This is a genomic window from Caulifigura coniformis (genome assembly GCF_007745175.1).
GTDB lineage: Bacteria > Planctomycetota > Planctomycetia > Planctomycetales > Planctomycetaceae > Caulifigura > Caulifigura coniformis.
Window position 1 is genome coordinate 609,948 of record NZ_CP036271.1, and the last position, 25,418, is coordinate 635,365.

The window sequence follows — 25,418 nt, forward strand, 5'->3', positions numbered from 1 at the left end:
GCCGGTGGAACGCCCGCTCCACAGTGATTGCGGCTGGCCGGATGCGGCTTCTCATGAACTCCTTCTGAACATTGGAGATCCGGTGGTTCATTCGACCGGCGGCTAGCGCCTTGCCGCTCACTGGAGGAAGGCCGGAGCCTTGCCATCCTGCCCTCTGGCGAATGGGCCCGGGCGCCGGGGGAGGGCAACGACGCAAGAAGTACGGGGCCAGGGGGCGGTACGTTACAGATGCCATTCCTCCCTTGGAAACTCCGGAAGTGCGTGGCAGGCCTCCACAGACGGACGTTCCGGCAGGCCGGAGAAGTTTCGGGTTTTGACGGATTTCCGCGAATCATGTTCATCGTTCCCTCCACCCTTCATGGGGAGTTGCGCGCGGAACTCCGCGTCACGTTCCGCGGCGGGCGGGAGAAGACAATATGATCCCGGGAGCCTCGGCCAGCGTTTCCCTTTTCGACTGGCGGGCTCCCGGGAATCCCTTCCATGCACCTGGCGGCATGTCATTGCTGTGGCTTGATCCAGACTCTCGAAGGCATCGCCGGTCGGGCCGACTGCGTTCGTTGTGAGACCCGACTGGCTCACAGTGAAACGCGGCGCGACAACCAGCCCGCGGCGGCTGCTGCGGCTGCCGCGTTGATCCTCTACGTCCCGGCCGTCACGCTCCCGTTCCTGCGGATCGAGCGGCTGGGCCTCTTCAGCGACAACAGTCTGCTGGGGGGCATCGCCGCGCTGTTCGACGAGGGGCATCATTTCGTCGGGGCGGTCGTGCTCTGCTTCTCGGTCATCCTGCCGCTGCTGAAGCTCGGTGCGCTGTTGACGCTCAGCCTGCGCAAGAACTGGGTTCCGCAACGGCATCGGGCGATCACCTATCGCATCGTCGAGCAACTGGGACGCTGGGGAATGCTGGATGTGCTGCTCGTGGCCGTGATGATCGCGTTCGTGAAGCTGGGCAACCTCGTGCATTTCTCGGCCGGCCCCGGCCTGGCGATGTTCGCCAGCTTCGTCCTCGTCAGTATCGCGGCGAGCGTGCTGTTCGATCCCCACATCATGTGGCACGACAGCGAGCCGGCCACGCCTGCTCCGGCCGCGACCACTCCAGAACCGGTCCCCGCCTCCATCCCCAAAGCCAAGCCCTCCCCGCCGCGGCCGAGCTGGGCGTGGCTCATCGCGCTCTTCGCGCTGGTGGGGGCCGTCGCCGCGTGGCGCTCGGTCCAGAAAGAGCAGGGGCGTCTGATCGAGATTTCCTTCCGCGAAGGACACGGTCTGAGGGCCGGCAGCGAGCTGAAGCACCTCGGCATCGCCGTCGGCCGCGTCGAATCGCTGGCCCTCAGCGACAATGCCACGTCGATCGACGTGGCGGTCCGTTTGACCCCCCAGGGAGAATCGATCGCCCGTCGTGGTTCGCAATTCTGGATCGTGCGTCCGCAGGTCGATCTCGCGGGCGTCCGCGGACTGGAAACCGTGATTGGCGACAAGCTCCTGGCCGTGGAGCCGGGCCCGCTTGATGGACCTCTCACTTCGCGCTTCGTCGGTCTCGAAGAGCCCCCGCTGCCCGATGCGGGAATTGAAGGAGGGCTTGCCATCGTCTTTCAGGCGACCAAGGCCGATGGCCTGGGACCGGGCGTTCCCGTGTTCTACCGCGGCATTCGCGTGGGGAGCATTCTGTCCACCGTCCTTGCGGGGGACGGCAGTGCGATCGAAGCCCAGGCGGTCATCCGACCCGAATTTCGCCCGCTCGTGCGGGAGAATGCCGAGTTCTGGAACGCGAGCGGCGTCAGCGTCGAAGCGGCGCTGACCTCCTTCCGCGTGCAGGTCGGGCCGGTGGAAAGCTGGCTCCGCGGGCGGGTGGAGTTTGCCGTGCCGAACACGCCCGGACCTGAAGCGAAGGACGGCGCCCGCTTCCTCCTGGCGGACAGGCCCGACCCCGAATGGCTCACCTGGTCGCCGGCCCTGACGACGGGCCGGTCAAAGGCCGGGTTCCAGCGCCCGCCGGTGGAACGCGCCCTCCTGACGTGGACGTCGCAGTCGTGGTTTCGCACGAAGGCCCAGTCGACGGCCGGGTGGCTGCTACCCGTGAAGGAGGGGTATCTCGGCCCGCGCGACCTCTTTCCCGCGGATCTGCCGACGGCTTCGCTGACGTTCGCCGGCCGGACCGTTGAACTCGCCTCGGCCACGAAGGTCGAACGCGGCCCGGAGATCGTCCTGCTCAAAACGCCGGATTCGCCTCCGCTTGTCGCGACCGAACGCACGGCGAACCAGCCCGAGGACGGCTATCTCGTCGCGGGGAACGATGCGCCCGTGTTCATTGCGGCCGCCCGTATGAAGGTCGAAAAGGGACGCTGGACCCTCGACTCCGCGATCAACCTCCCGGACGACTGGGTTGGCGCGGCGTTCGTGGCGGCGAGCGACCGGGCCGTCATCGGTCTGTTTCGATCGGAGGACGACACACGCTGGATCGCCCCGCTTGCGCGGTGAGGTGGAAACGCGTTTCGAGACGCCGGGCTTTTGCCTTGCGCCGCGCTTCCCCCGGCTTACTTCGAAACGGCGGCCAGTGACTGCCGCGCGACGACGATCTCTTCGTTGGTCGGCACGACCCAGATCTGCGTCCGGCTTCCGGGAGTCGACAGGCAGACCTCGCCTTTGACCGACTGGTTCTTCGCTTCGTCGAGTTCGATTCCCGCGAAGTCGAGGTTCTCGCAGACCTGCCGGCGCATGCGGGACGAGTTCTCCCCGATGCCGCCGGTGAACACGATGGCATCCGCGCCGTTGAGCACGACGAGGTAAGAGCCCAGGTACTGGCGGATCGACGCCGCGAACACATTCAGCGCGAGTTCAGCCCGTTCGTTTCCCTTGGCCGCCGCCTCCTCGACATCCCGCATGTCGGGTGAGACGCCGCTGAGCCCCAGCAGTCCACTCCGTTCCGACAGGTCTTCGAGGATCTGGGGGAGCGTCTTGCCGCTGAGCTTCAGCAGGATCGGAAGGGCAAAAGGATCGAAGTCGCCCACACGATTGTTCTGAAGCAGGCCCGTCTGCGGGCTGAGGCCCATCGAGGTCGCCTGCGAAACGCCCCCTTTGATGGCGCACAGCGAATTGCTTCCACCCAGGTGGCAGGAGATCACTTTCAGGTCATTGCGTCCCAGCAGCTCGGCCATGCGCGTGCCGATATAGCGATGGCTGGCGCCGTGGAAGCCCCATTTCTGGATGGCGTATTTCTCCTTCCACTCATAGGGGGCGGCGTAGGTTCGCAGGGCGGGAGAGATCGTGTCGTGAAACGCCGTTTCCAGGGCGGCCACGAGCGGGATCTGCGGGAACGCGGCCCGCAGCTGCCGCATCGCCTTCGCATAAGGCGGGTTGTGGGCCGGGGCGACGTCGAACAGGCGCTCCATCTCCGCGAGGAGCGGTTCATCGACAATGCGGATGCCGCTGTAATGACCGGCGAAGACGGCCTTGAATCCGATCGCTTTCACCTCGTCGGCCGACTTGAGACATCCGTGCTGCGGATCGGTGAGCTGGTCGAGGCACATCTGCACCGCGGCCGCGTGATCGGGAATGGAGCGGCTGATCTCCTCTTTGTGCGATCCGATTTCGACGGTGCAGCGGCTTTCGGCCTGGCCGATGCGGTCGATGCCGCCCCGCGCGAGCTGCCGCTCGGCCGGCATGTCGTACACGCGATACTTGAACGAAGTGGAACCGAGGTTGGCGACGAGGATGATCATGGAGTCTGCAATCGGGGTGACGATCGGAAGAGGATCGCCAAAACCGCTCGCATTGCAACCCGACGAAATCCCCCGGGCGGGCGGTTTTTCGATCGTTCGGTCTCGCTTGATGAGATGTGTGTCGCCCTCCGGAAGCTATGCTGCAGGCCTACCCGGGATTCCACATGCACCGACCAGCATCCATCGCGAGGCGCGTTCGACGGGCCGTCGCGCGGCTGCATCGCGATGAGCGCGGCATCACCAGCCTGTTGTCGCTGGTGGCGGTCATGCTGTTCACGATGCTGCTGGTGATGCTCACCAACATCGTCAGGCATGTGGATGACAAGGTCCGCATGCAGAACGCCGCGGATGCGGCGGCGTTTTCCGGGGCGGCAGTCCTCGCTCGCGGCATGAACGCGATCGCGTTCGCCAACCATCTCGAGGCCGAAACTTTCGCTCTCACGGCTCTCCTGCGGGCCCTGGAGGACCGAGGCTCCCAGACCGCGCGGCAGCTGCTCCCCGTGATGAACGTGGTCCTCGGAACGCCGGAACCGGTGTTGCCCGTGACCGGGGACCGGCTGATCCCCGCATACCAGCGGGACGTCGTTGCCCTGTTCCCCGACCTCGCGCGACAGGTGACGCAGGAGATCGCGCTGCGACACGGACTTCCGCAGGGCCGGCTTCCACAGGGGACGCTTCAGGCACAGGGGGTCTCGCCGGCGGGGTTTGGACCGCGAGGACCGCAATCCGGAGTGCTCTGGCTGTCGCGCGGCGCGGCTGTCGGGGTCGCGGATGAGCTGGACCCCGCGGAACGGACGTTGCCGGTGATCGATCCGGGGAGCGATGGTTCCGACTGGGCCCGGCTGCCGGACATTGGCGATCGGCAGGCGCTGGCCGTCGTTCGCCGCCTGGAAACCGCGACCGAGGCGCTCCGAGTTCTGCATGACCAGCTTCCCGCCAGTCGCCGGCAAGACAGCAGCCTGCTCGGAGACGCCACGCGTTACCTGGTCCGCCTGCTCGAGGTCGACTTTCCGACGACTAACCTTCCGCTCCTGCTGCGTTCACAGACCGGCGCCGCCGCAGCCCCGGAATCAGCGCCCCTTGAGGACGACTTCGCCGTCATCGCGACGGTGCATCGTGTCTTTGATCGCGAGCATGGCTCGAAGCTGTTCGTGAATCCGATCGCCAATCGGGCCGATGCCGTCACCTTCGCGCAGGCGGAGTTCTTCCTGCCGCGGCCGCGCTATCGATGTTGTCCGTGGAGGCTGGAAACGCCCGGGGGCGTGGTCGACAACACCGATCCCTGGCCCCGTGACTGGGACAGCTTCAACCAGACGTGGAGCGTGCGGCTGGTTCCCGCAGACGAGACCGCCGCGCTGACGATCCTGCAGACGCAGCCGCCGGGAAGCGGGCTGCGGCCGCTGAGCCTGGAGGGCGTCACGCCGCTGGACGTCGAGCGGATCAACACGCACTGAATGTGTGAATCGGCCCGTTTCCCTGCCGGCATGTCCGGAAATCGGAGTCTCGCTTCCTGATGAAATGACGAACGGCATGTCGACTGTCCGACATGCCGTTCGCTTCATCCGGACCTATTCATTGGGCATGGCGGCGAGCACGATCCAGCCGACGCCGAAGCGGTCCTGCACCATGCCGAACTTCGGGGAGAAGAACGTTTTCACCATCGGCATCTGCACCTGGCCGCCGACTCCCAGGTCGTGGAAGATCCGTTCGGCATCTTCCGGCGTCTTCGTGGTAATGGTGAGAGTGATGCCCTGGAACTTGAGTTCGGTCTGGTCGGAGCAGCCGCCGTCCGTGGCCATCAGCTTCGAGTCGCCGACCTGGAATTCGCAGTGGAGGATCTTGTGTTCGGTTCCGGGCGGAACCATGTTCGGATCGCACGGCTCCGGGCTTTCATTGAACCGCATCTTGAACAGCACTTTCGCCCCCAGCACCTTCTCATAGAAGGCAAGGGCTTCCTCGGTCTGGCCGAGAAATGCCAGGTAGGGGGTCACTGTCAGGTTGTCGGTAGTTGCTTTGGCGGCCATCGTTGTCGATCCTTTTCAGGGGTCAGTGAGGAACAGGAAAGAACTGGAAGGTGGTCAGATGCAATCACAGTCGTCGTTCATGCTGATCTTTCGCGATACGACTCCCGAGAAGTACGAGTCGCTCAGCGACGTCGAACGCAAACAAAGCCTCGATCGCTGGAACGCCTGGTACGACGGCATCGCCGCGAACGGGCAGATGAATCATGGACATCCGCTCCAGCCGGCGGGGCGGCTGGTGTCCTCCCGGTCGCGCGACGCGGTTTTCGACGGCCCCTTCTCGGAAGCGAAGGAAGCCATCGGGGGCTACTTCCTGATCACTGCGCGTGATCTCACCGAGGCGGTCGAGATCGCGGAGCGATGCCCGAACCTGCATTACGGGATGACCGTCGAAGTTCGTCCGGTCGCCACCATGTGTCATCTCGCGAAGGATCTCGGGATGACCTCCATGCGGTCGTAGTTTCAGCCCTGAGCAGCCATCGCCACTAACTCCCAGATGTGGCCATCGGGGTCCATGAAGCCGTGCTGGTACATGAACCCGTGGTCTTTGGCCTCGTTGTAGGTCGACCCGCCGGCCGCCACCGCCTTCTTGACGATGGCGTCGACGTCCTCGCGCGACTCGCACTGCAGGCAGATGATCGCCGCGGTCGTCTTCGTCGAATCGCCGACGGCCTTGGGGGTAAACGTCTGGAAATACTTGTCCGCCAGGAGCATGACGAAGATGTCGTCGCTGACGATCATGCAAGTCGCGTTCTCGTCGCTGAACTGCGGGTTGAACGCGTAGCCGAGGGCCGTGAAGAAGGCGTTGGCCCGCTTCAGGTCTTTCACGGCGATGTTCACGAAGATCTTTTTGTTGGTCATGACGTTGCTGCCTTTCTGGAGTGTGAATTGCTGTTCGGTCGTCCGTGCGACGGAGACGTTCAGCCCGCGGAGTTGTTTGCGACGGTCTCCCACGGCAACTGCCGGATCATTTCCTGTTGAGCGGCCGGGAAGTCCGAGGCCTGGTAAACCTGACGGATCTCCATCACCGCTTCGCCCGGGCCGCACAGTGAAGGACACATGGAGGCCCATTTCGCCGCTTCTTCCAGCGACTCGACGTCGACGACGACGAATCCGGCGATCATCTCCTTGGTTTCGCTGAACGGGCCGTCGATCACCGAGACCTGTCCGTTGCGGTAATGCACGCGCGCCCCGGCGGAGGACGACAGCAGCCCGTCTCCGCCGGCATACACGCCGGCGGCCTGCATGGCGGCCTTGTACTGGCCCATCGCGGCGATCATCTCCGGGGGAGGCGTCAGGCCGCTCTCGGTACGATCGTCGGACTTGCGGAGGATCATGAAACGCATGGCTGTTCGATTCGTTGCGGGCGGGAGGACAGGATGCGGTGTAGCGGCGGGTCGCGGTTTCAGGGAGTCGCTTCCGCCAGGCCCTTCAGGTTCCGCAGCCCTTCGTTGAACTGCGAACCGCACATCTCTTCCACGTCGATGAACACCTGCGCGACCTTCCCCATGAAGGTGTTCTCCCCTGCCATCACCCAGGTCAGCTTCGTGCCGTCCCCCTCCGGAGCCATCAGGAACTCGACCGAGTTGCTGCACTCCATCGGACGCAGGAAATCGAGTTGGAAGCGGACCTTTTCCGGAGCCACTTCGGCCACCTCGAGCTTCCCCGCGCCGATGTTGTCGTCGCCGTCCCAGGCGTACTTCGCGCCGACACCGCTTTCCGCGCCGCTGTACTCGCGCTTCATGTCAGGGTCGACCTTCTCCCAGGGAGACCAGCTCGTCCACTTTCGGAGGTCGGTGAGATGGGGCGTGATCTTCTCCGGGGGAGCGTTCACCACGATCGAACGCTCGACTCGGAAGATCGCCGGCTTCGTCGAGGCGGCGGCCAGCACCACGCCGGCGAAGAGCACAAGACATCCGAGGACGCCGAAGACGATCGTCTTGATCTTCGAGCGCTTGCGGGGCACGGTTTCCGTTGCCGGAGGGAGTGTTTCTGTCGCCATGGGAATCTCGTCGCTGGGAGATGTTCGGGGGGGAGAGAGGGCCGGGATCGACAGTCACTTCGTGGTGATCGCGTCCCGCAGCCGCTCTTCCTGGGCGCGGAGTTCCGGAGTGAACTCGGCGCCGAAGTCGTCCATTTCAAAGACCGGACGGATCTCGATGTCCGAGTCGCCCATCTGCGGGTTGGGACAGCGTTTCACCCATTCGATGGCCTCTTCCATCGAACGGACCTGCCACAGCCAGAACCCGGCGACGAGTTCCTTCGTCTCCGTGAAGGGGCCGTCGACCACCGAGCGGTTCTTCCCCGAGAAGTGCACCCGCTTCCCCTTCGAGGTGGGATGCAGGCCTTCCCCCGCCAGCATGATGCCGGCGTTCACCAGCTCTTCGTTGTACTTGCCCATCTCCGTGAGCAGCTGCTCGCTCGGCATGACGCCGGCTTCGGAATCCTTGTCGGCTTTGACGATGACCATGACTCGCATGGGAAGTTCTCCTGGGGGGGGTGAGATTCAGCCCGTTTCACTGCCGGCCTGTACAGAAGCGACGATCCGCGCCCGCCGGAATCGACACGCCCATTCAGGAATTTTCAGAAAAGCCGTAAGTGCCAAATTCGCAATGATTTGAAGCCCAAGCCCACCAGCTTCATCGGCAGCCGAAACCGTCAATCTAGTCCATGTCTTCCGGGCGGACCCAGGCGGGGTCGTCGTCCTGGTTGAACATCCGCGTGTAGGTGTCGTACCGCAGCGGAGAGATGTCGCCCCGTTCGACAGCCGCCTGGACAGCGCACTCTTTCTCCACCAGGTGCGAGCACGAGGCGAAGCGGCAGTCGGGAACGTAGGGCCGGAATTCCGGGTAGAGCCCTTCCAGTTCCCCGGGAGCGACGTCCCACAGCATCAGCTGGCGGATGCCCGGCGTGTCAACGACCCATCCGCCCCCGTCGAGGCGGAACAGTTCGGCCACGCGGGTCGTGTGCGTTCCCTTCCCCGTTTCATCCGAAATGCCGCCGGTCCGCCGGTCGAGCCCCGGCTGCACGCAGTTCAGCAGCGACGACTTCCCGACGCCGCTCTGCCCGGCCACGACGCTCTGATGCCCCACCAGTCTCCGGCGGAGTTCGTCGATCCCCAGGCCCAGCCGCGCGCTCACCAGCACCACGTCGAATCCGATTCGGGTGTACTGTCCCGCAATCGGCTGCAGCAGCACCGGATTCACGAGGTCGGCCTTGTTGATGCACACGATCCCGCGGACGCCCCCTTTTTCCGCGCCAACGAGAAAGCGATCGACCACCCCCAGCTTGAGCGGCGGATCATCGGCGGAAACGACGATCACGGCCTGGTCGACGTTCGCAGTGAGGATCTGCTGGAAGCGCCCCGAAGTGCGCGAGATCGTCGACGTCCGCGGCTCGATCCGTTCGATCACCCCTTCATCGCCTTCGGTCGGCCGGACGAGAACGCGGTCTCCCGCCACGACGAGACTACGGGTTTCCCGCTGCATCGTGCGGAGAACGCGGCGCACCGAGCAGTGCCTCACCGAGCCGTCATCCAGCTCGACGGCCGAGTGGTTCGCGCCGACCGTCCACAACACGCGGCCTGATACGCAGGAGGCATCGACGTCGCGCAGCCCGTCGGAACTTTCAGCGCTGGTGACGACCGTTCGCCGCCGCGTCAGCTCGCCTTTGCCCGACAGCCGCTCCGAATGGACCGCATCGGCCGCCTCGTCTTCGCGGGCCTTCGTCCAGTCGTTCTGGCGGGTCCGCGCGTTGCGGTTCTTGCGGAACGAAACGCGAATCTTGCGTTTGTCGTCACGTGCCACGATTACTCGTCGTCCATCAGCCAGGCGGCTGCGGCGTCTTCATCCGCTGAGAAGTTCTTGCCGGGAGCCGCTCCGTTGCGCCGGGCAGCCGGCGGGAGGGCAGGGGCGCGGCGCCGTGCCTCGCGCCGCTCTTCGAGCCCTGCTTTTTCCAGCAGGCTCATCGCGAACGGGCTTTCGTCCACCGGCGGCGGAGCATCCGCCTTCGGCTGATACTCGATCGAAAAATGATGCTTGGCGATCGCCAGCACATCGCCCGGGAGCAGGAACTTCGCATCCACCCGCTCGCCGTTCACCTTGATGCCGTTGCGGCTGCGCAGATCGCGCACGTGCCAGTAGCCGTTCTGCATCTCGAGCTGGCAGTGATGCGACGAGACGTTCGGATACTCCAGAACGATGTCGCACCCGTCGCGACGCCCGATCACGAGATTCGCCTTCGGCAGAGGAATCGGATCGCCGCCGCCGCGCGGCACCAACTGGCCCAGTTCCAACGATGACTGCATGTGACACAATCCACTTGGACGACCGCGGGACTCAGGGATGAGGTCTCGCGGCCGATCGGGTGTCGCCTTCGGAACCCTGGAAGGCGACAGGTACAGGGACTCCATTGACCCGTGATTCGACTCTACCCACGCCCTGTGGCGAAGTCAATTTGGCGTTTTTGATGAATGACCACCGCATTCTGCGTCAGGCATTTTGCCCCTCCGGACGCCCGTTCTCTGCCCGATTCGCGTGACGGCGCTACGACTGCTCCTCGAGTTTTGCCAGAAGTTCGAGGCATTCCTCGGCCAGATGCTCCAGACGCGGATCGCCGTGCCGCGCCGCTTCCACTCCGTCGCGGTAGCTCTTCAGGAGCGACTCTTTCGGCGCATTGAATCGCGACCAGAAATCGGGGTCATCAATGTGATCGAACGCCATCGTCTCCAGGTTGTGACGCTTGTCCGCCAGCCACACCGCCCGGCTCCCGATTGACGACTTCGAAATCCGCTCCAGCTTTTCCGCCTTCCGTTTCGCCCACGGGCGTTTCACTCCCTGCTCATCGTGCTTCTTCTCGGTCAGCACGTCGACGATCTCGAGGACATCCGGCGGAAACTGATCCGCCAGCCGCTCGAGCGTCCAGTCGGTGTCCTCGACGACATCATGCAGCACGGCCGCCGCCAGCAGATGTTCATCCGCGAAGCCCGACCGTTGCAGGATCAGCGCGACGGCCGCCGGATGCACCAGGTAGGGAATTTCGGTCGCCTTGCGATGCTGTCCCGCATGAGCGATCGCGGCCACGCGCCAGGCGCGTTCCATGAGAGAGCTGGTGAGGGTCGTCCGTCTGGTCATCGGGAATGGGTGGTCCGGTCTTCGTGAAGGGGGCTCCACTTTATCGAGCCGGTGCGATTCCGCCCGCTGTTTCGAGGGCGTTTTGTGAATCCTGCTTCAGATCGGCGATGCAGAACGGCCGGCTGGTTGCCGCGCTCCGCCGTGCGCGGTCCAATGCCCCCGGATCACGGCCGCTCGCCTGCTGATCGTCTCCACGGAACGGACTTATGAACGACCTCACTCTGATGATCTTCGGCGCCTCCGGAGATCTCACCGCCCGCAAGCTGATTCCCGCTCTCTACCAGCTGCACTGCAACGGCTTCCTTCCCCAGAAAGCGGCGATCGTCGGCGTCGCCCGGCGGGAGAAAACGGACGACTCGTTCCGCGCGGAGATGCAGGCTGCCGTCCGCGAGTTCCGCAAGAACGACTACACCGACGAGCTCTGGCAGGCGTTTGCGCGCCGTCTGCGATATGCCCAGGTCGACATCGAATCCGATTCCGCCGCCCCCGCGCTCCGCGACCGCATTCAGTCCATCGAATCGGAAGAAGGCCTCAGCGGAAATCGCATCGTCTACCTCGCCACCGCGCCCGAACTCTTCCTGCCCAGCGTCGAAGCGCTCGACAAGGCCGGCCTCGTCCACCCCATGGAGCAGGCGGAAAAGCTCCGCGTCGTCATCGAGAAGCCGTTCGGCCACGATCTCGAATCGGCCCAGCAACTGAGCCAGTCGCTGGGGAGAATCCTCCGCGAAAAGCAGATCTACCGCATCGACCACTACCTGGGAAAAGAAACCGTCCAGAACCTGCTGCTGTTCCGGTTCGGTAACTCGATCTTCGAACCGATGTTCAATCGGAACCACGTCGACCATGTGCAGATCACCGTGGCCGAATCGCAGGGGATCGAGGGGGGCCGCGGCGGCTACTACGACAAATCCGGCGCCCTGCGTGACGTGCTCCAGAACCACGTCCTCCAGTTGCTCAGCCTCGTCGCGATGGAGCCCCCGGCGTCGTTCTCCGGCGAATACATCCGCAACGAAAAGCTGAAGGTGCTGCAGTCGCTCGTTCCCGGCCGGTCCGGGCCCGTCAGCGGATGGGCCGTCGCGGGCCAGTACGCGGCCGCCGCCATCAAGGGGCAGCGCGTGAAGGCGTACCTCGATGAAGACCGTATTCCGACCGACTCCCGTCGTGAAACCTTCGTCGCCCTGGAAGCCCGGATCGACAACTGGCGCTGGGCCGGAGTTCCGTTCTATCTGCGGACCGGAAAACGCCTGCCGCAACGCGTGACCGAAATCGCCATCCAGTTCAAGCTCCCTCCGCTCAACCTGTTCTCCACGGTCGAATGCGAAGGGACGATGTGCGACCTCGTCGAGGCCCGGCCCAATACGCTCGTCTTCCACATCCAGCCGCGCGAATCGATCACTCTCTCGTTCTCGGCCAAGCGGCCCGGCATGCAGTACCAGGTGCAGCCCGTCGACATGGAGTTCGACTACCAGCAGTCGTTCGATGTCGCGATGCCCGAGGCCTACGAGCGGTTGCTGCTCGACGTCATCCGCGGAGACTCCACGCTCTTCACCCGCAGCGATGAGCTCGAAGCGGCCTGGAAGTTCTGTGATCCGATTCTCGAAGCCTGGGAGAATCCCGATCACCATCCGGAGCTGTACGCCGGCGGAACCTGGGGCCCCAAGGCCGCGCAGGAACTCCTCTCCCGCTCCGGACGGCATTGGTACGTGAGCGAACCCAAATCCAACGGCCACGCCAAGGCCGAAACACCGGTGTGAGCCGCCCGGCGACGCGGACGATTCTCCGGCCTCAGCTGGCAATCAGCCCGTCGACGACGTTGCCGGCCACATCCGTCAGCCGGAACTCACGCCCCTGGTACTTGAACGTCAAGCGTTCGTGGTCGAGCCCCAGCAGGTGGAGCAGCGTGGCGTTGAGGTCGTGGATGTGGACGCCGTTTTCCACGGGACTGAATCCGAAGTCGTCCGTCCTGCCCCAGGTGATTCCCGGCTTCACACCGCCGCCGGCCAGCCACATGGTGTAGGCATCCTTGTGATGGTCGCGGCCGGCGGCCGTCGCCTTGCCGTTGCCGTCCATTCCCTGTCCGAGCGGCGATCGTCCGAATTCCGCGCCCCACACGATGAGCGTTTCATCGAGCAGGCCGCGGCGCTTGAGGTCCGTCACGAGCGCGGCCATCGGGCGGTCGACGTCGAGGCATTTCGCCGGCAGGCGCGTCGCCAGGCTGCCGTGATGGTCCCAGTCGGAGTCGTAGAGCTCGATGACCCGGACGCCGCGTTCGACGAGCCGTCGTGCCAGCAGGCAGTTATTGGCAAACGAAGCCTGCCCCGGTTTCGCGCCATAGAGCGACAGCGTTTCGGCGGTTTCGCCGGACAGGTCCATCAGGTCCGGAACGGACGACTGCATCCGGAACGCCATTTCATACTGGCTGATGCGCGTCGCGATCTCCGGATCGCCGATCGTCGCCAGGCGCGTTTCGTTCAGCCCCTTGACGGCATCGAGAATCCGGCGTCGGTCGGCGTCATCCTGTCCGGGCGGATTGCTCAGGAACAGTACGGCGTCTCCGCTCGATCGGAACTGCACTCCCTGGTACACGCTCGGCAGGAACCCGCTGGACCACAACGACGTTCCAGCCCCGCCGATCGGCCCCGACTGCAGGACGACGTACGCCGGGAGATTGTCGTTCTCCGAGCCGAGTCCGTAGTTCACCCACGAACCCAGCCCCGGCCGGCCGCCGCGCCCGAACCCCGTGTGCAGGAACATCTGGGCCGGGGCGTGGTTGATCTCTTCGGTGTGGATCGATTTGACGATTGCGATGTCGTCGGCGATGCCGGCCAGGTGCGGCAGTAGTTCCGACATCTCCTGCCCGCTCGCGCCATGGCGGCGGAAGCGGTACTTCGAGCCGGAAAGCGTCATCTTTCCGCCGATGAACGCGAACCGTCGGCCTTCAAGAAGCGACTCGGGACAGACCTCTCCGTCGCGGGCCACGAGTTCGGGTTTGGAGTCGAACAGATCGAGCTGCGACGGCGCGCCGATCATGTGCATGAAAATGATGTTCTTCGCCCGCGGACGCAGATCGGGCCCGCGCGGCGCGGACGTTTCCGCAGCAGCTGCGTCGCGACGCAGCAGGGACGCGAGGGCCGTCATGCCCAGCGACACACCGCCGCGCCGCAGGAAACACCGCCGCGCCAGGGCATCGGTCATTGCTGTCAGCCGAGTCATGATCTCAACCCTTGGTGATCGTCTCATCGAGATTGAGGAGCGCCGCACAGACGGCATACCAGCCGGCGAACTCGACCCGGTCGATCGACTTCGGCAACGGGAAGTCGCCGATCAGTCGGTCGATTTCAGCCGCCTGGGCTTTCGCGTCGGATGTCTGGGATTCGTACAGCGACCGGAGGACCGCCAGTTCGGTGGAGGTCGGCGTCCGCGAGGTCGCGCGGCGGAATGCAAACGTCAACCGGCCGTCCAGCGTCGCCTCGTTCTCCTGCAGCACGTCGCGGGCGAACGCCTTGGCCGCTTCGACGTAGACCGGATCGTTGAGGAGCGTGAGCGCCTGGGTGGGTGTGTTCGACCGGGGGCGGTTCACGCGGCACGACATCCGGTTGTTGGCATCGAAGTTGACGAAGCTCGGATAGGGCGAGCCCCGCTTGCAGACGACATACAGCCCCCGCCGGAACCGGTCTTCTCCGGGGCTCACTTCATAGTCGTATCTCTGGCCGCCGACTTTCACCCACAGGCCGTCCGGCTGATACGGCTTGATCGGCGGGCCACCCTGTTTCAGGCTGAGCAGCCCGGCCACGGCGAGCGCGTTGTCGCGAATCGTTTCCGCATCGAGCCGGAATCTCGCCCCGCGGGCGAGGAGGCGGTTGCGGTCATCCTGTTCATGGAGTTCAGGGCGGATTGCGGACGACTGCCGATACGTCGCGGACAGGACGATCGTTTTCAGCAGGTGCTTGATTGAGCCGCCGTTGTCGTGAAACTCCACGGCCAGCCAGTCGAGCAGTTCCGGGTGGGTGGGCGCTTCGCCTTTCAGGCCGAAATCCTCGGGAGTTGTCACGAGTCCCTGGCCGAACAGTTCGCCCCACCAGCGATTGACCGTCACGCGTGCCGCCAGGGGATTGCGCGGACTCGCCAGCCACCGCGCCAGGTCGAGCCGTGAGCGGGGCGCTTCGTCCGTGCTCCCGGTCGCGCTCACGAGCGGCCGCGGAATGGCCGGCTCGACTTTCTCACCGGGAGACAGGTAGTTGCCCCGCTGGAACATTGCTGTCGTCCGCGGCGCCGTCAGTTCTTTCATCACCTGCGTCGTCGGAACCGCGAGCTTCTGCAGGTCCGCCGTCAGCTTCGTCTTCTGCCGCTGGAGCTGCTTGGCCGCGGCATCGTTGGTCGCCCGATAGTCGGCCAGCGCCACGCGCTGCTTCTCGGTCCGCTGGTCCACGGCGACGGCCAGTGCCTCGGCAACGGCCCCCGGGATCGGTTCTTCCGACGCGCTTCCCGTCACGACGCTCAGCTTCAGCCGGCCAATCGTCCGCCCGCCGCCGAAGTTCTGCTCCAGTCGGATCGTGAGCAGCGTCCCCCCCTCATGTCCCAGCGGCTTCGCCGTGTTGAACGTGGCCCAGTGCGGCTTGCGGAACTGCGGATTGATGGCCCAGCCTTTCCCCTCGACCTTGCCGATCGCCTGCTCGGGGGAAAACGACTTCTGCGAAAAGTCGGCCGATGCCGAACTGAACCCAACCGGTTTCGATCCCGCGCCCGAAGCCGGCCCGGCCTCGCAATGGAAACGCGTCAGCACGAAGTTCGGTCGCTTCTCGTCTCCCCGGCCAGGTCCGGCGCCCGGCAGCGATGGATCGGTGAGTGCATCGAGCCGAATCGCGCGAATGTCCTTCACGTTCGTCCGGGCCTGGACGATGTACGTGTCCTGGTCGGGCGTCTCTCCACTCAGCAGCACAGAACCGTCTGGCAGGATTTCAGAGGTCGACCCTTCTGTCGATTGGAAGGAAACAATCTCCAGTGCGTGAATGGCCGGGGCTTCCGTCAGACGCTTCTTCTGCCCGGCCTCCCACCCTGCGTCCGGCGTTTCGAGTTCCTTTCGCCGCACCGCCAGCTGGTCGTCGAGCGCCGCGATCTGCTGTTCGAATTCGCGCCGGGCCGCCGTCGTCTTTTCATCTTCGAGCGAGAGTGAAGTCCCCTTGAACTGGATCGAGCCGGGAACCTTCGGATTCGTCCGCTCCGCCTCGATCTCCGTGTTGTTGAAGAAGGCGAACAGCCCGTAGTAATCCCGCATGCTGAACGGATCGTACTTGTGGTCGTGACACTGGCAGCATTCCATGGTGCTCCCCAGCCACACCATTCCGACCGTGTTCACGCGATCGAAGACCTGGTTCACCCGCGTTTCCTCGGGTTCGGTTCCCGCTTCCACGTTCGTCGGCGCACAGCGGTTGAACCCGGTCGCAATGAGCTGCGACTGCGTCGGCGAAGGGAGCAGGTCTCCGGCCAGCTGCTCGACGGTGAACTGTTCGAACGGCATGTCCGCATTCAGTGCGTCGACCACCCAGTCGCGGTAAGCCCACAGCTCGCGGAAGTCGTCCCGCTGGAATCCATGCGAGTCGGCATAGCGGGCATAGTCGAGCCACGGCCGGGCCCACTTCACGCCGAACTGCGGTGACTCGAGCAGGCGATCGACAAGCCTTTCCCACGCATCGGCCGACTGGTCCTTCACGAAAGCCTCGACTTCGGCGGGCGTCGGCGGCAGTCCCACGAGGTCGAGCGACACCCGGCGGATCAGTGTTTCGCGATTGGCTTCGGGGGATGGCGTCAGCCCCTCGCGTTCGAGTCGCGCCAGCACGAATGCGTCGATCGGTGAGCGGCCCCAGTTGCTCTTCAGAGCGGATGGAACCGGAGGTCGCTCGGGGGGGGTATAGGCCCAGTGCTTGTCCGTCGAGGCCAGCGAGGGCCATGCGGCTCCGCTTTCGAGCCAGCGGCGGAGCGTGTCGATCTCTGATTTCGAGAGAGGCTCGCCGAGAGGGGGCATCCGCTCGTCATCATTCCGCGCGAGCGCCACCCGGCGCAACAGTTCACTCGCATCAGGACGGCCTGGCGTGAGAACGGATTCGATCTTGAGAGCCGCGTCGCGACTGTCGAGGCGCAGGTCGGCCTCCTGCTTCTTCGGGCCGTGACACTCCAGGCAGGCCCTTTTGAGGATCGCGAAGGCGTCGTCAGGAAGCCGGGAATCGTCCGCCTGCAGGCGGCCTGCCAGCGCCACGAGGAGTAAGCAGGGGACGAGGGTTCGCATAAGGAGACGATTGGCCAGGGGCGAGGCGGGGGAGCCGCAGGGGGACGCAATGAGGGCCGAACGCTCCAGATCAGCCAGCGAGAAGAGCCGTCTGTTCGTTTCGTACGCTCATTCTGAAAGGAGCGCTTGCTCATCCGCAAGTCGATCCGTACTGGTGGTTTCCAATTTGAGTCGTTGGAATCAAGTCGTTGTCCCCCGGCAGGAATGAGCGTGACGATGAGCACCTTCCCAATCTGGATGCTGTTGACGGCGCGTGTGCCTCCGCTGGCGATCGCGATTGCCGCGGTCCTGGCAGGGGCGTCCCTGTCGCGTGCGGACGACGCTTCGCAGGCCAGGATCGTCGAGGTCCGCCGCATCTGGGACGCTGCGCCGCACAACGCATTTACGGACCTCGTCTGGCGTGACGGTCACTGGTTCTGCGTGTTCCGCGAAGGGGCGAAACATGTCTCTCCCGACGGCGCGCTGCGGGTGCTCAGCTCGACGGACGGGGCAACGTGGTCGTCGTCCGCCCTGATCCGGTCGACCGACTCAGATCTGCGGGACGCCAAAATCAGCATTGCACCAGGCAATCGGCTGATGCTGTGCGGCGCCGGCGCCCTGCATGAGCCGGTCAACGGGATGCGGCACCAGTCGTATGTCTGGTACTCGGAAGACGGACGCGACTGGGGCGAACCGATTCCGATCGGAGATCCCGGTTTCTGGCTGTGGCGCATCGTATGGCATGACGACATCGCCTATGCCGTCGGCTATTCGACCGCACTCGATCGGTCCACACGGACCACCCGCCTGTATCGCAGCACAGATGGCCGGACGTTCGAGGTGATCGTCCCGGAACTGAACGGGGCGGGACGTTCTCCGGGAGAATCTTCGCTGCTCTTCGACAGCGACGGCTCGTCGCTCTGCATCGTCCGTCACGATGATCCGAAGGAGCCCGCGGCGCTTCTCGGCTCCTCCAGGTCGCCTTACCGGGAGTGGACGTGGAAAAGCCTGCAGACGCGGCTGGGCGGGCCACAGGTGATCCGACTGCCCGATGGACGACTTGTCGTCGGCGGCCGTGATTCCATCGGTCCGCCCGAATGCAACCTGTGGTGGCTTGATCCGGAGACGGCGAAGCTCACGACGCTGGCGACTCTCCCCTCGGGCGGCGACACGAGCTACCCCGGGCTGGTGTTCCGGGACGGATTGCTTTGGGTCAGCTATTACTCTTCGCACGAGGAGAAGACGAGCATCTACCTGGCGAAAGTGAAGTTACCGGACGCGAGCGACGCGACTCGTTAGACCACCCCTTCCGTGCCGGATCGGCCGCGCCTCGTTCGGGAAGCCCACAGGTAGTAGGGGATGCCCGCCCCGATCAGCAGGAACCCGAAACACATCTGCTGGATCTTCTCGAGACTCGTGAGAAAGCTCGCCAGCACCGCCACGGCCCCCACGAGATACAGGAACGGCGTGAACGGATAGCCGAACGTCTTGTAGGGACGCGGCAGATCGGGACGTCGCCACCTCAAAACGAACACGGCCGCGATCGTCAGCCCGTAGAAGATTTCACCGCCGAAGATCACGAAGTCCGACAGGTGGTCGAAGGCGTCCCGCACGCCGATCTTCGATTTCGACGTGTACGCGAACACGATCGCCAGCAGGCACAGGGCCCACGTCGTCTGCATGCGGATCGCATTGGCTGGAGTCTTGTAGACCGGATGCAGCCGGCTCACCGCCTCCGGAAGCAGCCCGTCACGGGCCACGGCAAAATAGATCCGCGGAACCGTCAGCATGTTGGAGTTCGCCGCTCCCAGCGCGGAGATCGTGACGCCGATCGCACAGATCACCGCGCCGATCGGGCCGAACAGCACTTCGCTCACTTTGGCCGCGATGGGGCCGGCCGTCGCCACTTCGTGAAACGGGAGCACGAGGTGGTAGCTGAGAATCGTCGCCATGTAGATCGCGACGATGATCGCCATGCCGACCGTCAGCGCGGCCGGCATGTTCCGCTGCGGGTTCTTCACTTCGCCTGCAATGAATCCCAGGTTCGACCAGCCGTCGTAGGGCCATTTCACCGCGAGCATCGCAATCGCAATCGCCTTCCAGAAGTCGAAGTCGACCTTCTCCGGCGCCAGCGGCGCGAGGTTCTCCGGGTTGGCCTTCCCGGTGAGCCACGGCGCGACGATCAGGACGATCAGGAACCCGACCTTGATGATCGTCGTCAGGTTCTGAAAGTTCGCACCCCAGCGCGTGCCGCGGATGTTGATCATCGCCAGTCCGACGAGGATGGCGCCGGCAAAGATGCCGTCCATCACATGCCCCGGCTGCTGCGATTCGGGAAGCAGCGCTTCCAGGTAGATGACGCAGGCGCAGGCCAGGGTGCCCAGGGCCGACGTCCGCATGACCCAGAATTCGGTCCAGCCCCACAGGAACGCCGGCAGCCGCCCGTACGCCGCGCGGAGGTAGACGTAAGGCCCTCCCGCCTGCGGCATCATGGCCGACAGTTCGCCGCTCGCCAGCGAGCCGCACCAGCTGAGAATGCCCACGATCAGCCACACACCCAGGATCGGTCCGAAGGAACCGACCGTCTTGGCGATCGTCGGTTCCTTCATGAAGATGCCCGAGCCGATGATCGACCCGACGACAATCGCGATCGCGTCGCGCAGGTTGAGCGTCCGTGGCAGAACGTTTCCGGATTCCGATTCCGAACCGACAGGCTCCAGCGGACGCACGTCCATCAACACTCCACGGCAGGCGAACAGGCTTGAGCGAGGCCGCGACAGCGTACAGCGCGCGTCCGGAATTGTCCGCCGAAGCCCGCACGAAATGGCGCGATCTCAAAGACCCTCCGCGCCAACGCACAACATCCCGCCGCCGAGAGCCGGCCCGGCCGTTACGTCTTGTGGAATTCGTCCCAGCGGCCCCAGGCGTACGTCCACTCCATCCACATCCGCATCATCGCCCACAGCCCCCGCATCCGCGTCAGATGCTCGGGGGGGAGCGGCGCGTTCTCGCGCACTGACGACTGGGCGGCCGACCGCAGCCCCCATTTCGTGGCCAGCGTGTGCATCAGGCCATCGGCCGTGAGGTCCTCCGCAGCCTCCTCGACCAGGTAGCCGGCCGCCTGGGCCAGCACGAACTGCTCGAACAGCTTCGACCGCAGAGGCTCCATCTCGAGAGGTCGCTGGCTCCGCTCCGATTCCAGGATCAGCGCCTCCACCTCGGCGCGAATCTGGTCGGCCAGGGAAAGGTCATCAAGGTCGAACTCGGACGTAGACATGACTTCAAATCGCAACGACGAACTGGGCACAGAAACATCCCGGAGCAGACCACATGGTCTTCCCCCGTGCAAGCACCAGCGGTCGTTGCCCCCGCCCGTCCACCGGTCATCGGCTACGGGCGCGACTGCAGCAGCGCCACGACAGGCGCGTTCGCCTCCGGGAACTTCAGCTCCCCCAGTTCCCGCCGCAACCGCCATTCAAAACGCCCAAGCGCCGCCGGACGCCCGGCGACCGCCGGTCGGCAGAGCACGAACGTCAGTTCCACCCGGCCATGCGGATAGTCGTGCGTACATTCATAAACCCGCTCGACCGGCAGAACGTCCAGCCCCGTTTCCTCCAGGCACTCGCGGACCGCTCCGTCGTTCGGCCGCTCGTCGTGATTCAGCTTGCCGCCTGGGAACTCGTGGTAGCCAGGGAGCGGCCCGTCCGGGCCTCGAACGCCGACCAGGTACGCGCCGTCCGCTTCGACGATCGCCACCGCGACACGCGTCACTCGGGAGAGATCAGGCAGGGACATGGAAGGAGCTTGGTGCATTCAGGCCGCCACAGGAATCGACTCGTGATCCGGATCTTCCCCCGACTCCAGCTCGTTGATCGGGGAATCGCCGTTGTCCACGGGCATTGCCCCCCAATGGCCGTCCGCCGCGGAAATCGCCTTCAGGTTCGAACGCTCGAGTGAGGCTTCGCCTCCCTGTTCCAGTTCGCGCAGGAGCGTCCGGATGACGCGCTCCGCCTCCAGCCGGTCCTGCCGCCAGCGCTCGCGAGCCGCAGCGAACTGCGATTCGCGCCGCGAGAAGTCTTCCGCCTGGTTCGCCATCGCGAGCTGACGCCCCGCCAGATGCTCTTCGCGTTCCGCCACTCGCTGCAGCTGTTCATCGCGCTCAGCCTGGAAGCCGTCGCGGCGCTCGATCAGCTGTCGCTGCGCCTGTTCGCATTCCTGCCGACGCCTCGTCAGCGACTCCCGCAGATCGCGGTAGTGATCGAACAGTTTCGTCCGCGCCGCCTGCACCCGCTCCTGCGCTGCGGCGACATCCAGCGCGTGGACCGTCTGCGAATACACCTGATCGACAACCAGTCGCGATTCCAGCGTCTCCTGTCGCTCCTGATCGAGTTCATCACGCAGCCGGTCGAGACGCAGCCGGCGGCCCTCGAGGTTCTCGGCCTGCAGGTTCAGCATTTCCTGGTGGCGCTCGACATCGCGCGCATGGTCTTCGATCGCCTGCGCGAGTTGCTCCTGGTCCTGGACGACCTGTTCGCGCTGTCGCGCGACATCCTGCGTGGCCGCGTCGTGCTGTTCACGGACCAGTTCGGCCTCGGAGACGAGCGACGCTTCCCGCCGCTCGAGCAGGCTGCGCAGTTTGCGGATCTGCCGCAGCCGCAGCGCGTTCACGTGTTCAACTTCACTGGCCCACACGCGGCGCGTTGCCGTCTCGCGTTCCAGTCGGGCCCGCTCGGCCGAGATTTCGCTGCGCAGCCGCGCGAGGTGGTCCTCATGCAGCCGCGTCCGCTTGTCGAGATCGACATGACCCTGTTCGAGTGCGGCTTCGCGCGACTCGAGATCGACGGCGCGCGCGTCCAGTTCTTCCCTCTCGACGCGCAGCCCGTCGCGCTCCGCAGAAAGTTCTTCTTCGAGCCGTTCCCTGAGTTCGGCCCTCTCCGCTTCGAGCGCCGTCCGCACCTCGTTCAACTGCTGTTCGGTCGAATCCAGTTCGGTCGTCCGGCTGTCGCAGGCCGACTCGCGGTTCAGCACCTCTTCTTCGCGGGCGGCCAACTGTTGCTCGCGCTGGGCCGACTCCGTTTCCAGCTGCTGGGCGAGAAGCCGCAGGCTGCGGCGCTCGTTGTCGAAGGCAATCAATTGCCGGTTGAGATTCGCTTCCCGGCGATCCAGCTCTTCGAGCTGTTTACGGAGATGCTCCATCAGACGCGTCGCCTGCTGGAGAGCCGATTCACCCGTCATCGCGGTGCGGACCGCGGAGGGGAACTCGCGCGCCGCGAGGCGGCCAGGCGAGGACTGCGATGCATCGGGCATGGGAATCCTTTCCCGCGGAGCACTCAGATTACTCGGAAGCCGCCCGTTCCGGCGGCTTCCGGTTCAATCCGACATTCGCACTCAGGCGAGGTGCTTGTCGATCTTCGCGGCCAGCTGATCTTTCTTCAGCACGCCGACCACCCGCTCCACCGGCTGTCCACCCTTGAACAGCAGCAGCGTCGGGATGCCTTCAATGCGATAGTTCATCGCCGACTGACGGCTCTCGTCGGTGTTCACCTTCACGACGCGGAGCTTGCCGGCGTAATCGGTGGCGATCGCTTCGACGGTCGGAGCCAGCATCTTGCACGGGCCGCACCAGGGGGCCCAGAAATCAACGAGCACCGGCGTGTCGCTCTTGAGCACTTCGGTGTCAAAGGTGGTGTCAGTGACGTCAGCAACTTGACCGGCCATGGGAACCTTCCTCTCCTCAAATCTTGGCTGCAGGATTCGTTTCGCGGCGCAAGTATTGACCAGTGCCCGAAACCTGTCAACGGGCGTCCGGAACCGTCAATTGCATGCAACTGTTCGTCCCGCAATGCCTTGCGACGCCTTGCGCACCACGCGAAATCGCGCCCGGACAGTTCGGATTTCCGCGTCCGCACGGCCCCAGGGACTACACCGACGCCGGCTCGCTTCCGAAACGCGAGGCGTACAGCCGCTCGATATCCGCCGTCGTCACGGTGATCTCGCGGATGAAACCGGTGTGCACCCGTTCGTAGCTCAGCTTGCCGGCCAGCTTCGGGTCGGCGTGGATCGCCTTCGCCAGCCACTGCTTGTCCTCGTCAGAGAGGCCCAGCACATCGGGAGCCCAGTTCGTCCGGGTTTCGACCACGAGCGAATCGACGCGGGGATCGTACTTGGTGTAGGCGGCCATCGTGCGTTCTATGGACGGTGCGGACGCGTAAAGACGAGCCCAGACCATATCGCGGCGGATGCTCCAGCATCAATGACCAGCCCAAAGAGGGACGCCTTCCGGAGCGGCCACCCTGCAGGCCTTCGCCCCGGTCTGTGCGTTCCACGCCTTCACCACATCCCGACAGGGAGATGGCGACGAGGAGCGGTTGAGGAGCCTGAATTCGCGTCCGCACACCAGAAGGTGGGCGATCTGTTCCCTGAACTCGCAGACGCACTCAGTTGCTCGGAACGCGTCTATTCGTCGCGCCGCTTGATCGGCCGGCTTCGCCGCAGCGGTCCGCCGGGGCCGTCGCTGTCGGGCACGTCCTCGAGCGCCCGGCGCACCGCATCCAGCAGCACGTCCATCGCGAACGGCTTGCGCAGGTAATCGACGACGCCCAGCATCTCGGCATATGCCTTGTGCCGCCCCCCCTCGTTGGCGGTGATCATGATCACCTTTGGAGGGTTGGCCAGCCCCTTCATGAACTCGAGCACGGGGAATCCGCCGAGCCGCGGCATCATCATGTCGGTGATCACGAGATCGGGCTGTTCCGCTTCGATCAGCCGCTGCCCGTCGATCCCGTTGGACGCGGTGAGGACGTGATAGCCCGCTCCATCCAGGACGCTCGAGAGCGTGGAACTGATTTCCCGGTCGTCTTCGATCAGCAGGATCCGGCGGGGCATGGCGGGAGGTCGGAAAGGTGTCAGAACGGATCGGACGGCGGGCCCGGCCGGCCCATCGTGGTCGGCCGGTCGCAGACCATCAGTCGAAGTCCATCGTATCAAGGATCGCCGCGCAGTACGCATCGACGGGCTTCTGCTGCGGATGGAATGGGGCAGCCGCCTCTGCGCTTTCGCTGACGACGATGAGCTGCCCCTCGCTGGCGCCCATCTCGTCGTAAACGATGAGTTCCTCGGCGGATGACGCCTGGCCGGTTCGCAGGCACTCCAGCGACAGCGGCACGGCGATCAGGTAGCGGGCGCCGGTCAGCGACGCTTCCGCACGCGCGAGGTTCAGTTTGCCGATCACACGGGCGATACGCATGAGATTGATCGGGGTGAGACGGCGAACAGGAACAGGGCAGGGAGACGTCTCGGTTCTGCCGGGGGCCGGTGTCGATGACCGTTCCGATCATCGGTCCTCGGAAACAACAAGAGCCTGTCTCGCCGGGCGAAACAAGCTCTCGAAATATCCAGTCGAAGGGGATTCAGTGTCGCGGCGAACGCGACCTCCGAATCAGGCCTTCTTGCCTTCCGGGGCCGGAGCCGGTTCAGCCGGCGGTTCCGGAGCGTTTTCCGGAGCCGGGGCGGTGTTGCAGGGAGCAGCACAAGCCGAGCTGCAGGCAGCTCCGGTCGTGGCACAGCAGCTGGCGGCAGCGCCGCAGCAGGCAGCGGTCGGGCAGCAGGTGTTGCCGCAGGCGCCGTTTCCGCAAGCGCCGCTTCCGCAGGCGTCGCAGGAAGCACAGGCATTGCCGCAAGCACCAGTTCCGCAAGCGCCGCAGGGAGCGGCACAGTTGGCACCGCAGGGAGCGGCGCAGCTCGGGGCCGGGCAGCAGGCGTTGGCGCCGCAGCAGCCGCGGCTGCGACGGGCACGGCAACGGCCGGCTTCCGCGTCGCTGGTGAACGCAACCAACAGGGCCGCCAGGGCGGACAAGGCAAACAGCTTACGCATCATGATGTGGTACTCCTAATGACTCGGCGATCTGATTGTCCTCACCCCAGGGGTTGGTCCGAGCCTCATGATCGCCAACACCGGGTCGCCATCATTCCGTCAACATGCCGGAACTCATCAGATGGCGCAATGACAGCGGGAGTGATAAAGTTCACCACCCCCGCTGTCAATTGACGCACCAATGACTCGACTCTCTGCGGATTAGCCGCAAGCGCCGCAAGGAGCAGCGCAGCTCGGGCCGCAGGGGGCGCCGCAGCTCGGAGCAACAGCACCGCAACCGCCGCAGGGGGCAGCGCAGCTCGGGCCGCAAGGAGCGGCGCAGCTCGGGGCCGGGCAGCAGGCGCTGGCGCCGCAGCCGCGCGAACGCTTGGCACGGCAGCAACGACGGCCGGCTTCAGCTTCCGAGGAAGCCGCGAA

25 protein-coding genes are annotated in these 25,418 nt (G+C 64.9%); 6 read left to right on the forward strand and 19 right to left on the reverse strand.

The window, feature by feature from the left end; genetic code table 11:
- Nucleotides 1–480 precede the first annotated feature (480 nt).
- A complete protein-coding gene (locus tag Pan44_RS02440; protein ID WP_145026891.1) occupies nucleotides 481–2,472 on the forward strand; it encodes a paraquat-inducible protein A in 1,992 nt (663 codons plus the stop codon).
- Nucleotides 2,473–2,528: 56 nt separating this feature from the next.
- Here Pan44_RS02440 and Pan44_RS02445 read toward each other — a convergent pair whose 3' ends face one another.
- Nucleotides 2,529–3,713, reverse strand: a complete 1,185-nt coding sequence (locus Pan44_RS02445; RefSeq protein ID WP_145026892.1) for an acetate/propionate family kinase — start codon at nucleotides 3,711–3,713, stop codon at nucleotides 2,529–2,531.
- 164 nt (nucleotides 3,714–3,877) lie between these two features.
- Between Pan44_RS02445 and Pan44_RS02450 the strand changes: the two genes are divergently transcribed.
- Nucleotides 3,878–5,167, forward strand: a complete 1,290-nt coding sequence (locus Pan44_RS02450) for a pilus assembly protein TadG-related protein (protein WP_197453776.1) — start codon at nucleotides 3,878–3,880, stop codon at nucleotides 5,165–5,167.
- A gap of 114 nt (nucleotides 5,168–5,281) precedes the next feature.
- On the opposite strand, the gene Pan44_RS02455 is transcribed toward Pan44_RS02450, so the two are convergent.
- The gene (locus tag Pan44_RS02455; RefSeq protein WP_197453777.1) at nucleotides 5,282–5,737 is read right to left on the reverse strand and encodes a VOC family protein; all 456 of its coding nucleotides are present in this window, start codon (nucleotides 5,735–5,737) and stop codon (nucleotides 5,282–5,284) included.
- 58 nt (nucleotides 5,738–5,795) lie between these two features.
- On the opposite strand from Pan44_RS02455, the gene Pan44_RS02460 reads away from it, so the two are divergent.
- The gene (locus tag Pan44_RS02460) at nucleotides 5,796–6,194 is read left to right on the forward strand and encodes a YciI family protein (protein ID WP_145026895.1); all 399 of its coding nucleotides are present in this window, start codon (nucleotides 5,796–5,798) and stop codon (nucleotides 6,192–6,194) included.
- Nucleotides 6,195–6,196: 2 nt separating this feature from the next.
- On the opposite strand, the gene Pan44_RS02465 is transcribed toward Pan44_RS02460, so the two are convergent.
- From Pan44_RS02465 to Pan44_RS02495, 7 genes are all read right to left on the reverse strand, one after another.
- Nucleotides 6,197–6,595, reverse strand: a complete 399-nt coding sequence (locus Pan44_RS02465) for a VOC family protein (RefSeq protein WP_145026897.1) — start codon at nucleotides 6,593–6,595, stop codon at nucleotides 6,197–6,199.
- A gap of 59 nt (nucleotides 6,596–6,654) precedes the next feature.
- A complete protein-coding gene (locus Pan44_RS02470) occupies nucleotides 6,655–7,080 on the reverse strand; it encodes a YciI family protein (RefSeq protein WP_145026899.1) in 426 nt (141 codons plus the stop codon).
- A 59-nt stretch (nucleotides 7,081–7,139) separates the two neighbouring features.
- Nucleotides 7,140–7,736 (reverse strand): SRPBCC family protein, encoded by a 597-nt coding sequence (locus tag Pan44_RS02475; protein WP_145026901.1) that lies wholly within the window; start codon nucleotides 7,734–7,736, stop codon nucleotides 7,140–7,142.
- Nucleotides 7,737–7,790: 54 nt separating this feature from the next.
- A complete protein-coding gene (locus Pan44_RS02480; protein WP_145026903.1) occupies nucleotides 7,791–8,213 on the reverse strand; it encodes a YciI family protein in 423 nt (140 codons plus the stop codon).
- 184 nt (nucleotides 8,214–8,397) lie between these two features.
- A complete protein-coding gene (gene rsgA / locus Pan44_RS02485; RefSeq protein ID WP_145026905.1) occupies nucleotides 8,398–9,540 on the reverse strand; it encodes a ribosome small subunit-dependent GTPase A in 1,143 nt (380 codons plus the stop codon).
- A 2-nt stretch (nucleotides 9,541–9,542) separates the two neighbouring features.
- Nucleotides 9,543–10,040 (reverse strand): FHA domain-containing protein, encoded by a 498-nt coding sequence (locus Pan44_RS02490; RefSeq protein WP_145026907.1) that lies wholly within the window; start codon nucleotides 10,038–10,040, stop codon nucleotides 9,543–9,545.
- Nucleotides 10,041–10,278: 238 nt separating this feature from the next.
- A complete protein-coding gene (locus Pan44_RS02495; protein WP_197453778.1) occupies nucleotides 10,279–10,833 on the reverse strand; it encodes an HD domain-containing protein in 555 nt (184 codons plus the stop codon).
- A 239-nt stretch (nucleotides 10,834–11,072) separates the two neighbouring features.
- Here Pan44_RS02495 and zwf point away from each other — a divergent pair, with 239 nt between their 5' ends.
- Nucleotides 11,073–12,620, forward strand: coding sequence for a glucose-6-phosphate dehydrogenase (gene zwf / locus Pan44_RS02500; protein WP_145026911.1), 1,548 nt, complete (start codon nucleotides 11,073–11,075; stop codon nucleotides 12,618–12,620).
- Between the two features lie 31 nt (nucleotides 12,621–12,651).
- Here zwf and Pan44_RS02505 read toward each other — a convergent pair whose 3' ends face one another.
- Both Pan44_RS02505 and Pan44_RS02510 read right to left on the reverse strand, forming a co-directional pair.
- A complete protein-coding gene (locus Pan44_RS02505; protein ID WP_231754199.1) occupies nucleotides 12,652–14,079 on the reverse strand; it encodes a DUF1501 domain-containing protein in 1,428 nt (475 codons plus the stop codon).
- A gap of 4 nt (nucleotides 14,080–14,083) precedes the next feature.
- Nucleotides 14,084–17,149, reverse strand: coding sequence for a PSD1 and planctomycete cytochrome C domain-containing protein (locus tag Pan44_RS02510; RefSeq protein ID WP_145026913.1), 3,066 nt, complete (start codon nucleotides 17,147–17,149; stop codon nucleotides 14,084–14,086).
- A 216-nt stretch (nucleotides 17,150–17,365) separates the two neighbouring features.
- Between Pan44_RS02510 and Pan44_RS02515 the strand changes: the two genes are divergently transcribed.
- On the forward strand, nucleotides 17,366–18,427 hold the full coding sequence (locus Pan44_RS02515) for a sialidase family protein (protein ID WP_197453780.1): 1,062 nt from the start codon (nucleotides 17,366–17,368) through the stop codon (nucleotides 18,425–18,427).
- On the opposite strand, the gene Pan44_RS02520 is transcribed toward Pan44_RS02515, so the two are convergent.
- The 8 genes from Pan44_RS02520 to Pan44_RS02555 form a co-directional block, all read right to left on the reverse strand.
- The gene (locus tag Pan44_RS02520; RefSeq protein WP_145026915.1) at nucleotides 18,424–19,863 is read right to left on the reverse strand and encodes an APC family permease; all 1,440 of its coding nucleotides are present in this window, start codon (nucleotides 19,861–19,863) and stop codon (nucleotides 18,424–18,426) included. The genes Pan44_RS02515 and Pan44_RS02520 overlap by 4 nt on opposite strands.
- Nucleotides 19,864–20,018: 155 nt before the next feature.
- Nucleotides 20,019–20,405, reverse strand: a complete 387-nt coding sequence (locus Pan44_RS02525) for a hypothetical protein (protein WP_145026917.1) — start codon at nucleotides 20,403–20,405, stop codon at nucleotides 20,019–20,021.
- Nucleotides 20,406–20,518: 113 nt separating this feature from the next.
- A complete protein-coding gene (locus tag Pan44_RS02530) occupies nucleotides 20,519–20,923 on the reverse strand; it encodes an NUDIX domain-containing protein (protein WP_197453781.1) in 405 nt (134 codons plus the stop codon).
- A gap of 18 nt (nucleotides 20,924–20,941) precedes the next feature.
- On the reverse strand, nucleotides 20,942–22,435 hold the full coding sequence (locus tag Pan44_RS02535; protein ID WP_145026921.1) for a coiled-coil domain-containing protein: 1,494 nt from the start codon (nucleotides 22,433–22,435) through the stop codon (nucleotides 20,942–20,944).
- Nucleotides 22,436–22,516: 81 nt separating this feature from the next.
- A complete protein-coding gene (gene trxA, locus Pan44_RS02540) occupies nucleotides 22,517–22,846 on the reverse strand; it encodes a thioredoxin (protein WP_145026923.1) in 330 nt (109 codons plus the stop codon).
- Between the two features lie 202 nt (nucleotides 22,847–23,048).
- Nucleotides 23,049–23,309 carry a hypothetical protein gene (locus Pan44_RS02545; RefSeq protein WP_145026925.1) on the reverse strand — a complete coding sequence of 87 codons (261 nt, stop codon included), beginning with the start codon at nucleotides 23,307–23,309 and terminating at the stop codon, nucleotides 23,049–23,051.
- A gap of 275 nt (nucleotides 23,310–23,584) precedes the next feature.
- Nucleotides 23,585–24,013 (reverse strand): response regulator transcription factor, encoded by a 429-nt coding sequence (locus tag Pan44_RS02550; protein ID WP_145026927.1) that lies wholly within the window; start codon nucleotides 24,011–24,013, stop codon nucleotides 23,585–23,587.
- Nucleotides 24,014–24,092: 79 nt separating this feature from the next.
- On the reverse strand, nucleotides 24,093–24,374 hold the full coding sequence (locus Pan44_RS02555) for a EutN/CcmL family microcompartment protein (RefSeq protein WP_145026929.1): 282 nt from the start codon (nucleotides 24,372–24,374) through the stop codon (nucleotides 24,093–24,095).
- 166 nt (nucleotides 24,375–24,540) lie between these two features.
- Here Pan44_RS02555 and Pan44_RS02560 point away from each other — a divergent pair, with 166 nt between their 5' ends.
- Entirely contained in the window at nucleotides 24,541–25,020 is a 480-nt protein-coding gene (locus Pan44_RS02560; RefSeq protein WP_145026931.1) for a hypothetical protein, read from the forward strand.
- Nucleotides 25,021–25,418 lie beyond the last annotated feature (398 nt).

Coding starts and splice junctions, on each gene's coding strand:
- Pan44_RS02440 (WP_145026891.1), top strand. CDS start 481: ATGCACCTGGCGGCATGTCATTGCTGTGGCTTGATCCAGACTCTCGAA.
- Pan44_RS02445 (WP_145026892.1), bottom strand. CDS start 3,713: ATGATCATCCTCGTCGCCAACCTCGGTTCCACTTCGTTCAAGTATCGC.
- Pan44_RS02450 (WP_197453776.1), top strand. CDS start 3,878: ATGCACCGACCAGCATCCATCGCGAGGCGCGTTCGACGGGCCGTCGCG.
- Pan44_RS02455 (WP_197453777.1), bottom strand. CDS start 5,737: ATGGCCGCCAAAGCAACTACCGACAACCTGACAGTGACCCCCTACCTG.
- Pan44_RS02460 (WP_145026895.1), top strand. CDS start 5,796: ATGCAATCACAGTCGTCGTTCATGCTGATCTTTCGCGATACGACTCCC.
- Pan44_RS02465 (WP_145026897.1), bottom strand. CDS start 6,595: ATGACCAACAAAAAGATCTTCGTGAACATCGCCGTGAAAGACCTGAAG.
- Pan44_RS02470 (WP_145026899.1), bottom strand. CDS start 7,080: ATGCGTTTCATGATCCTCCGCAAGTCCGACGATCGTACCGAGAGCGGC.
- Pan44_RS02475 (WP_145026901.1), bottom strand. CDS start 7,736: ATGGCGACAGAAACACTCCCTCCGGCAACGGAAACCGTGCCCCGCAAG.
- Pan44_RS02480 (WP_145026903.1), bottom strand. CDS start 8,213: ATGCGAGTCATGGTCATCGTCAAAGCCGACAAGGATTCCGAAGCCGGC.
- Pan44_RS02490 (WP_145026907.1), bottom strand. CDS start 10,040: ATGCAGTCATCGTTGGAACTGGGCCAGTTGGTGCCGCGCGGCGGCGGC.
- Pan44_RS02495 (WP_197453778.1), bottom strand. CDS start 10,833: ATGGAACGCGCCTGGCGCGTGGCCGCGATCGCTCATGCGGGACAGCAT.
- zwf (WP_145026911.1), top strand. CDS start 11,073: ATGAACGACCTCACTCTGATGATCTTCGGCGCCTCCGGAGATCTCACC.
- Pan44_RS02505 (WP_231754199.1), bottom strand. CDS start 14,079: ATGACTCGGCTGACAGCAATGACCGATGCCCTGGCGCGGCGGTGTTTC.
- Pan44_RS02510 (WP_145026913.1), bottom strand. CDS start 17,149: ATGCGAACCCTCGTCCCCTGCTTACTCCTCGTGGCGCTGGCAGGCCGC.
- Pan44_RS02515 (WP_197453780.1), top strand. CDS start 17,366: ATGAGCACCTTCCCAATCTGGATGCTGTTGACGGCGCGTGTGCCTCCG.
- Pan44_RS02520 (WP_145026915.1), bottom strand. CDS start 19,863: ATGGACGTGCGTCCGCTGGAGCCTGTCGGTTCGGAATCGGAATCCGGA.
- Pan44_RS02525 (WP_145026917.1), bottom strand. CDS start 20,405: ATGTCTACGTCCGAGTTCGACCTTGATGACCTTTCCCTGGCCGACCAG.
- Pan44_RS02530 (WP_197453781.1), bottom strand. CDS start 20,923: ATGTCCCTGCCTGATCTCTCCCGAGTGACGCGTGTCGCGGTGGCGATC.
- Pan44_RS02535 (WP_145026921.1), bottom strand. CDS start 22,435: ATGCCCGATGCATCGCAGTCCTCGCCTGGCCGCCTCGCGGCGCGCGAG.
- trxA (WP_145026923.1), bottom strand. CDS start 22,846: ATGGCCGGTCAAGTTGCTGACGTCACTGACACCACCTTTGACACCGAA.
- Pan44_RS02545 (WP_145026925.1), bottom strand. CDS start 23,309: ATGGCCGCCTACACCAAGTACGATCCCCGCGTCGATTCGCTCGTGGTC.
- Pan44_RS02550 (WP_145026927.1), bottom strand. CDS start 24,013: ATGCCCCGCCGGATCCTGCTGATCGAAGACGACCGGGAAATCAGTTCC.
- Pan44_RS02555 (WP_145026929.1), bottom strand. CDS start 24,374: ATGCGTATCGCCCGTGTGATCGGCAAACTGAACCTCGCGCGTGCGGAA.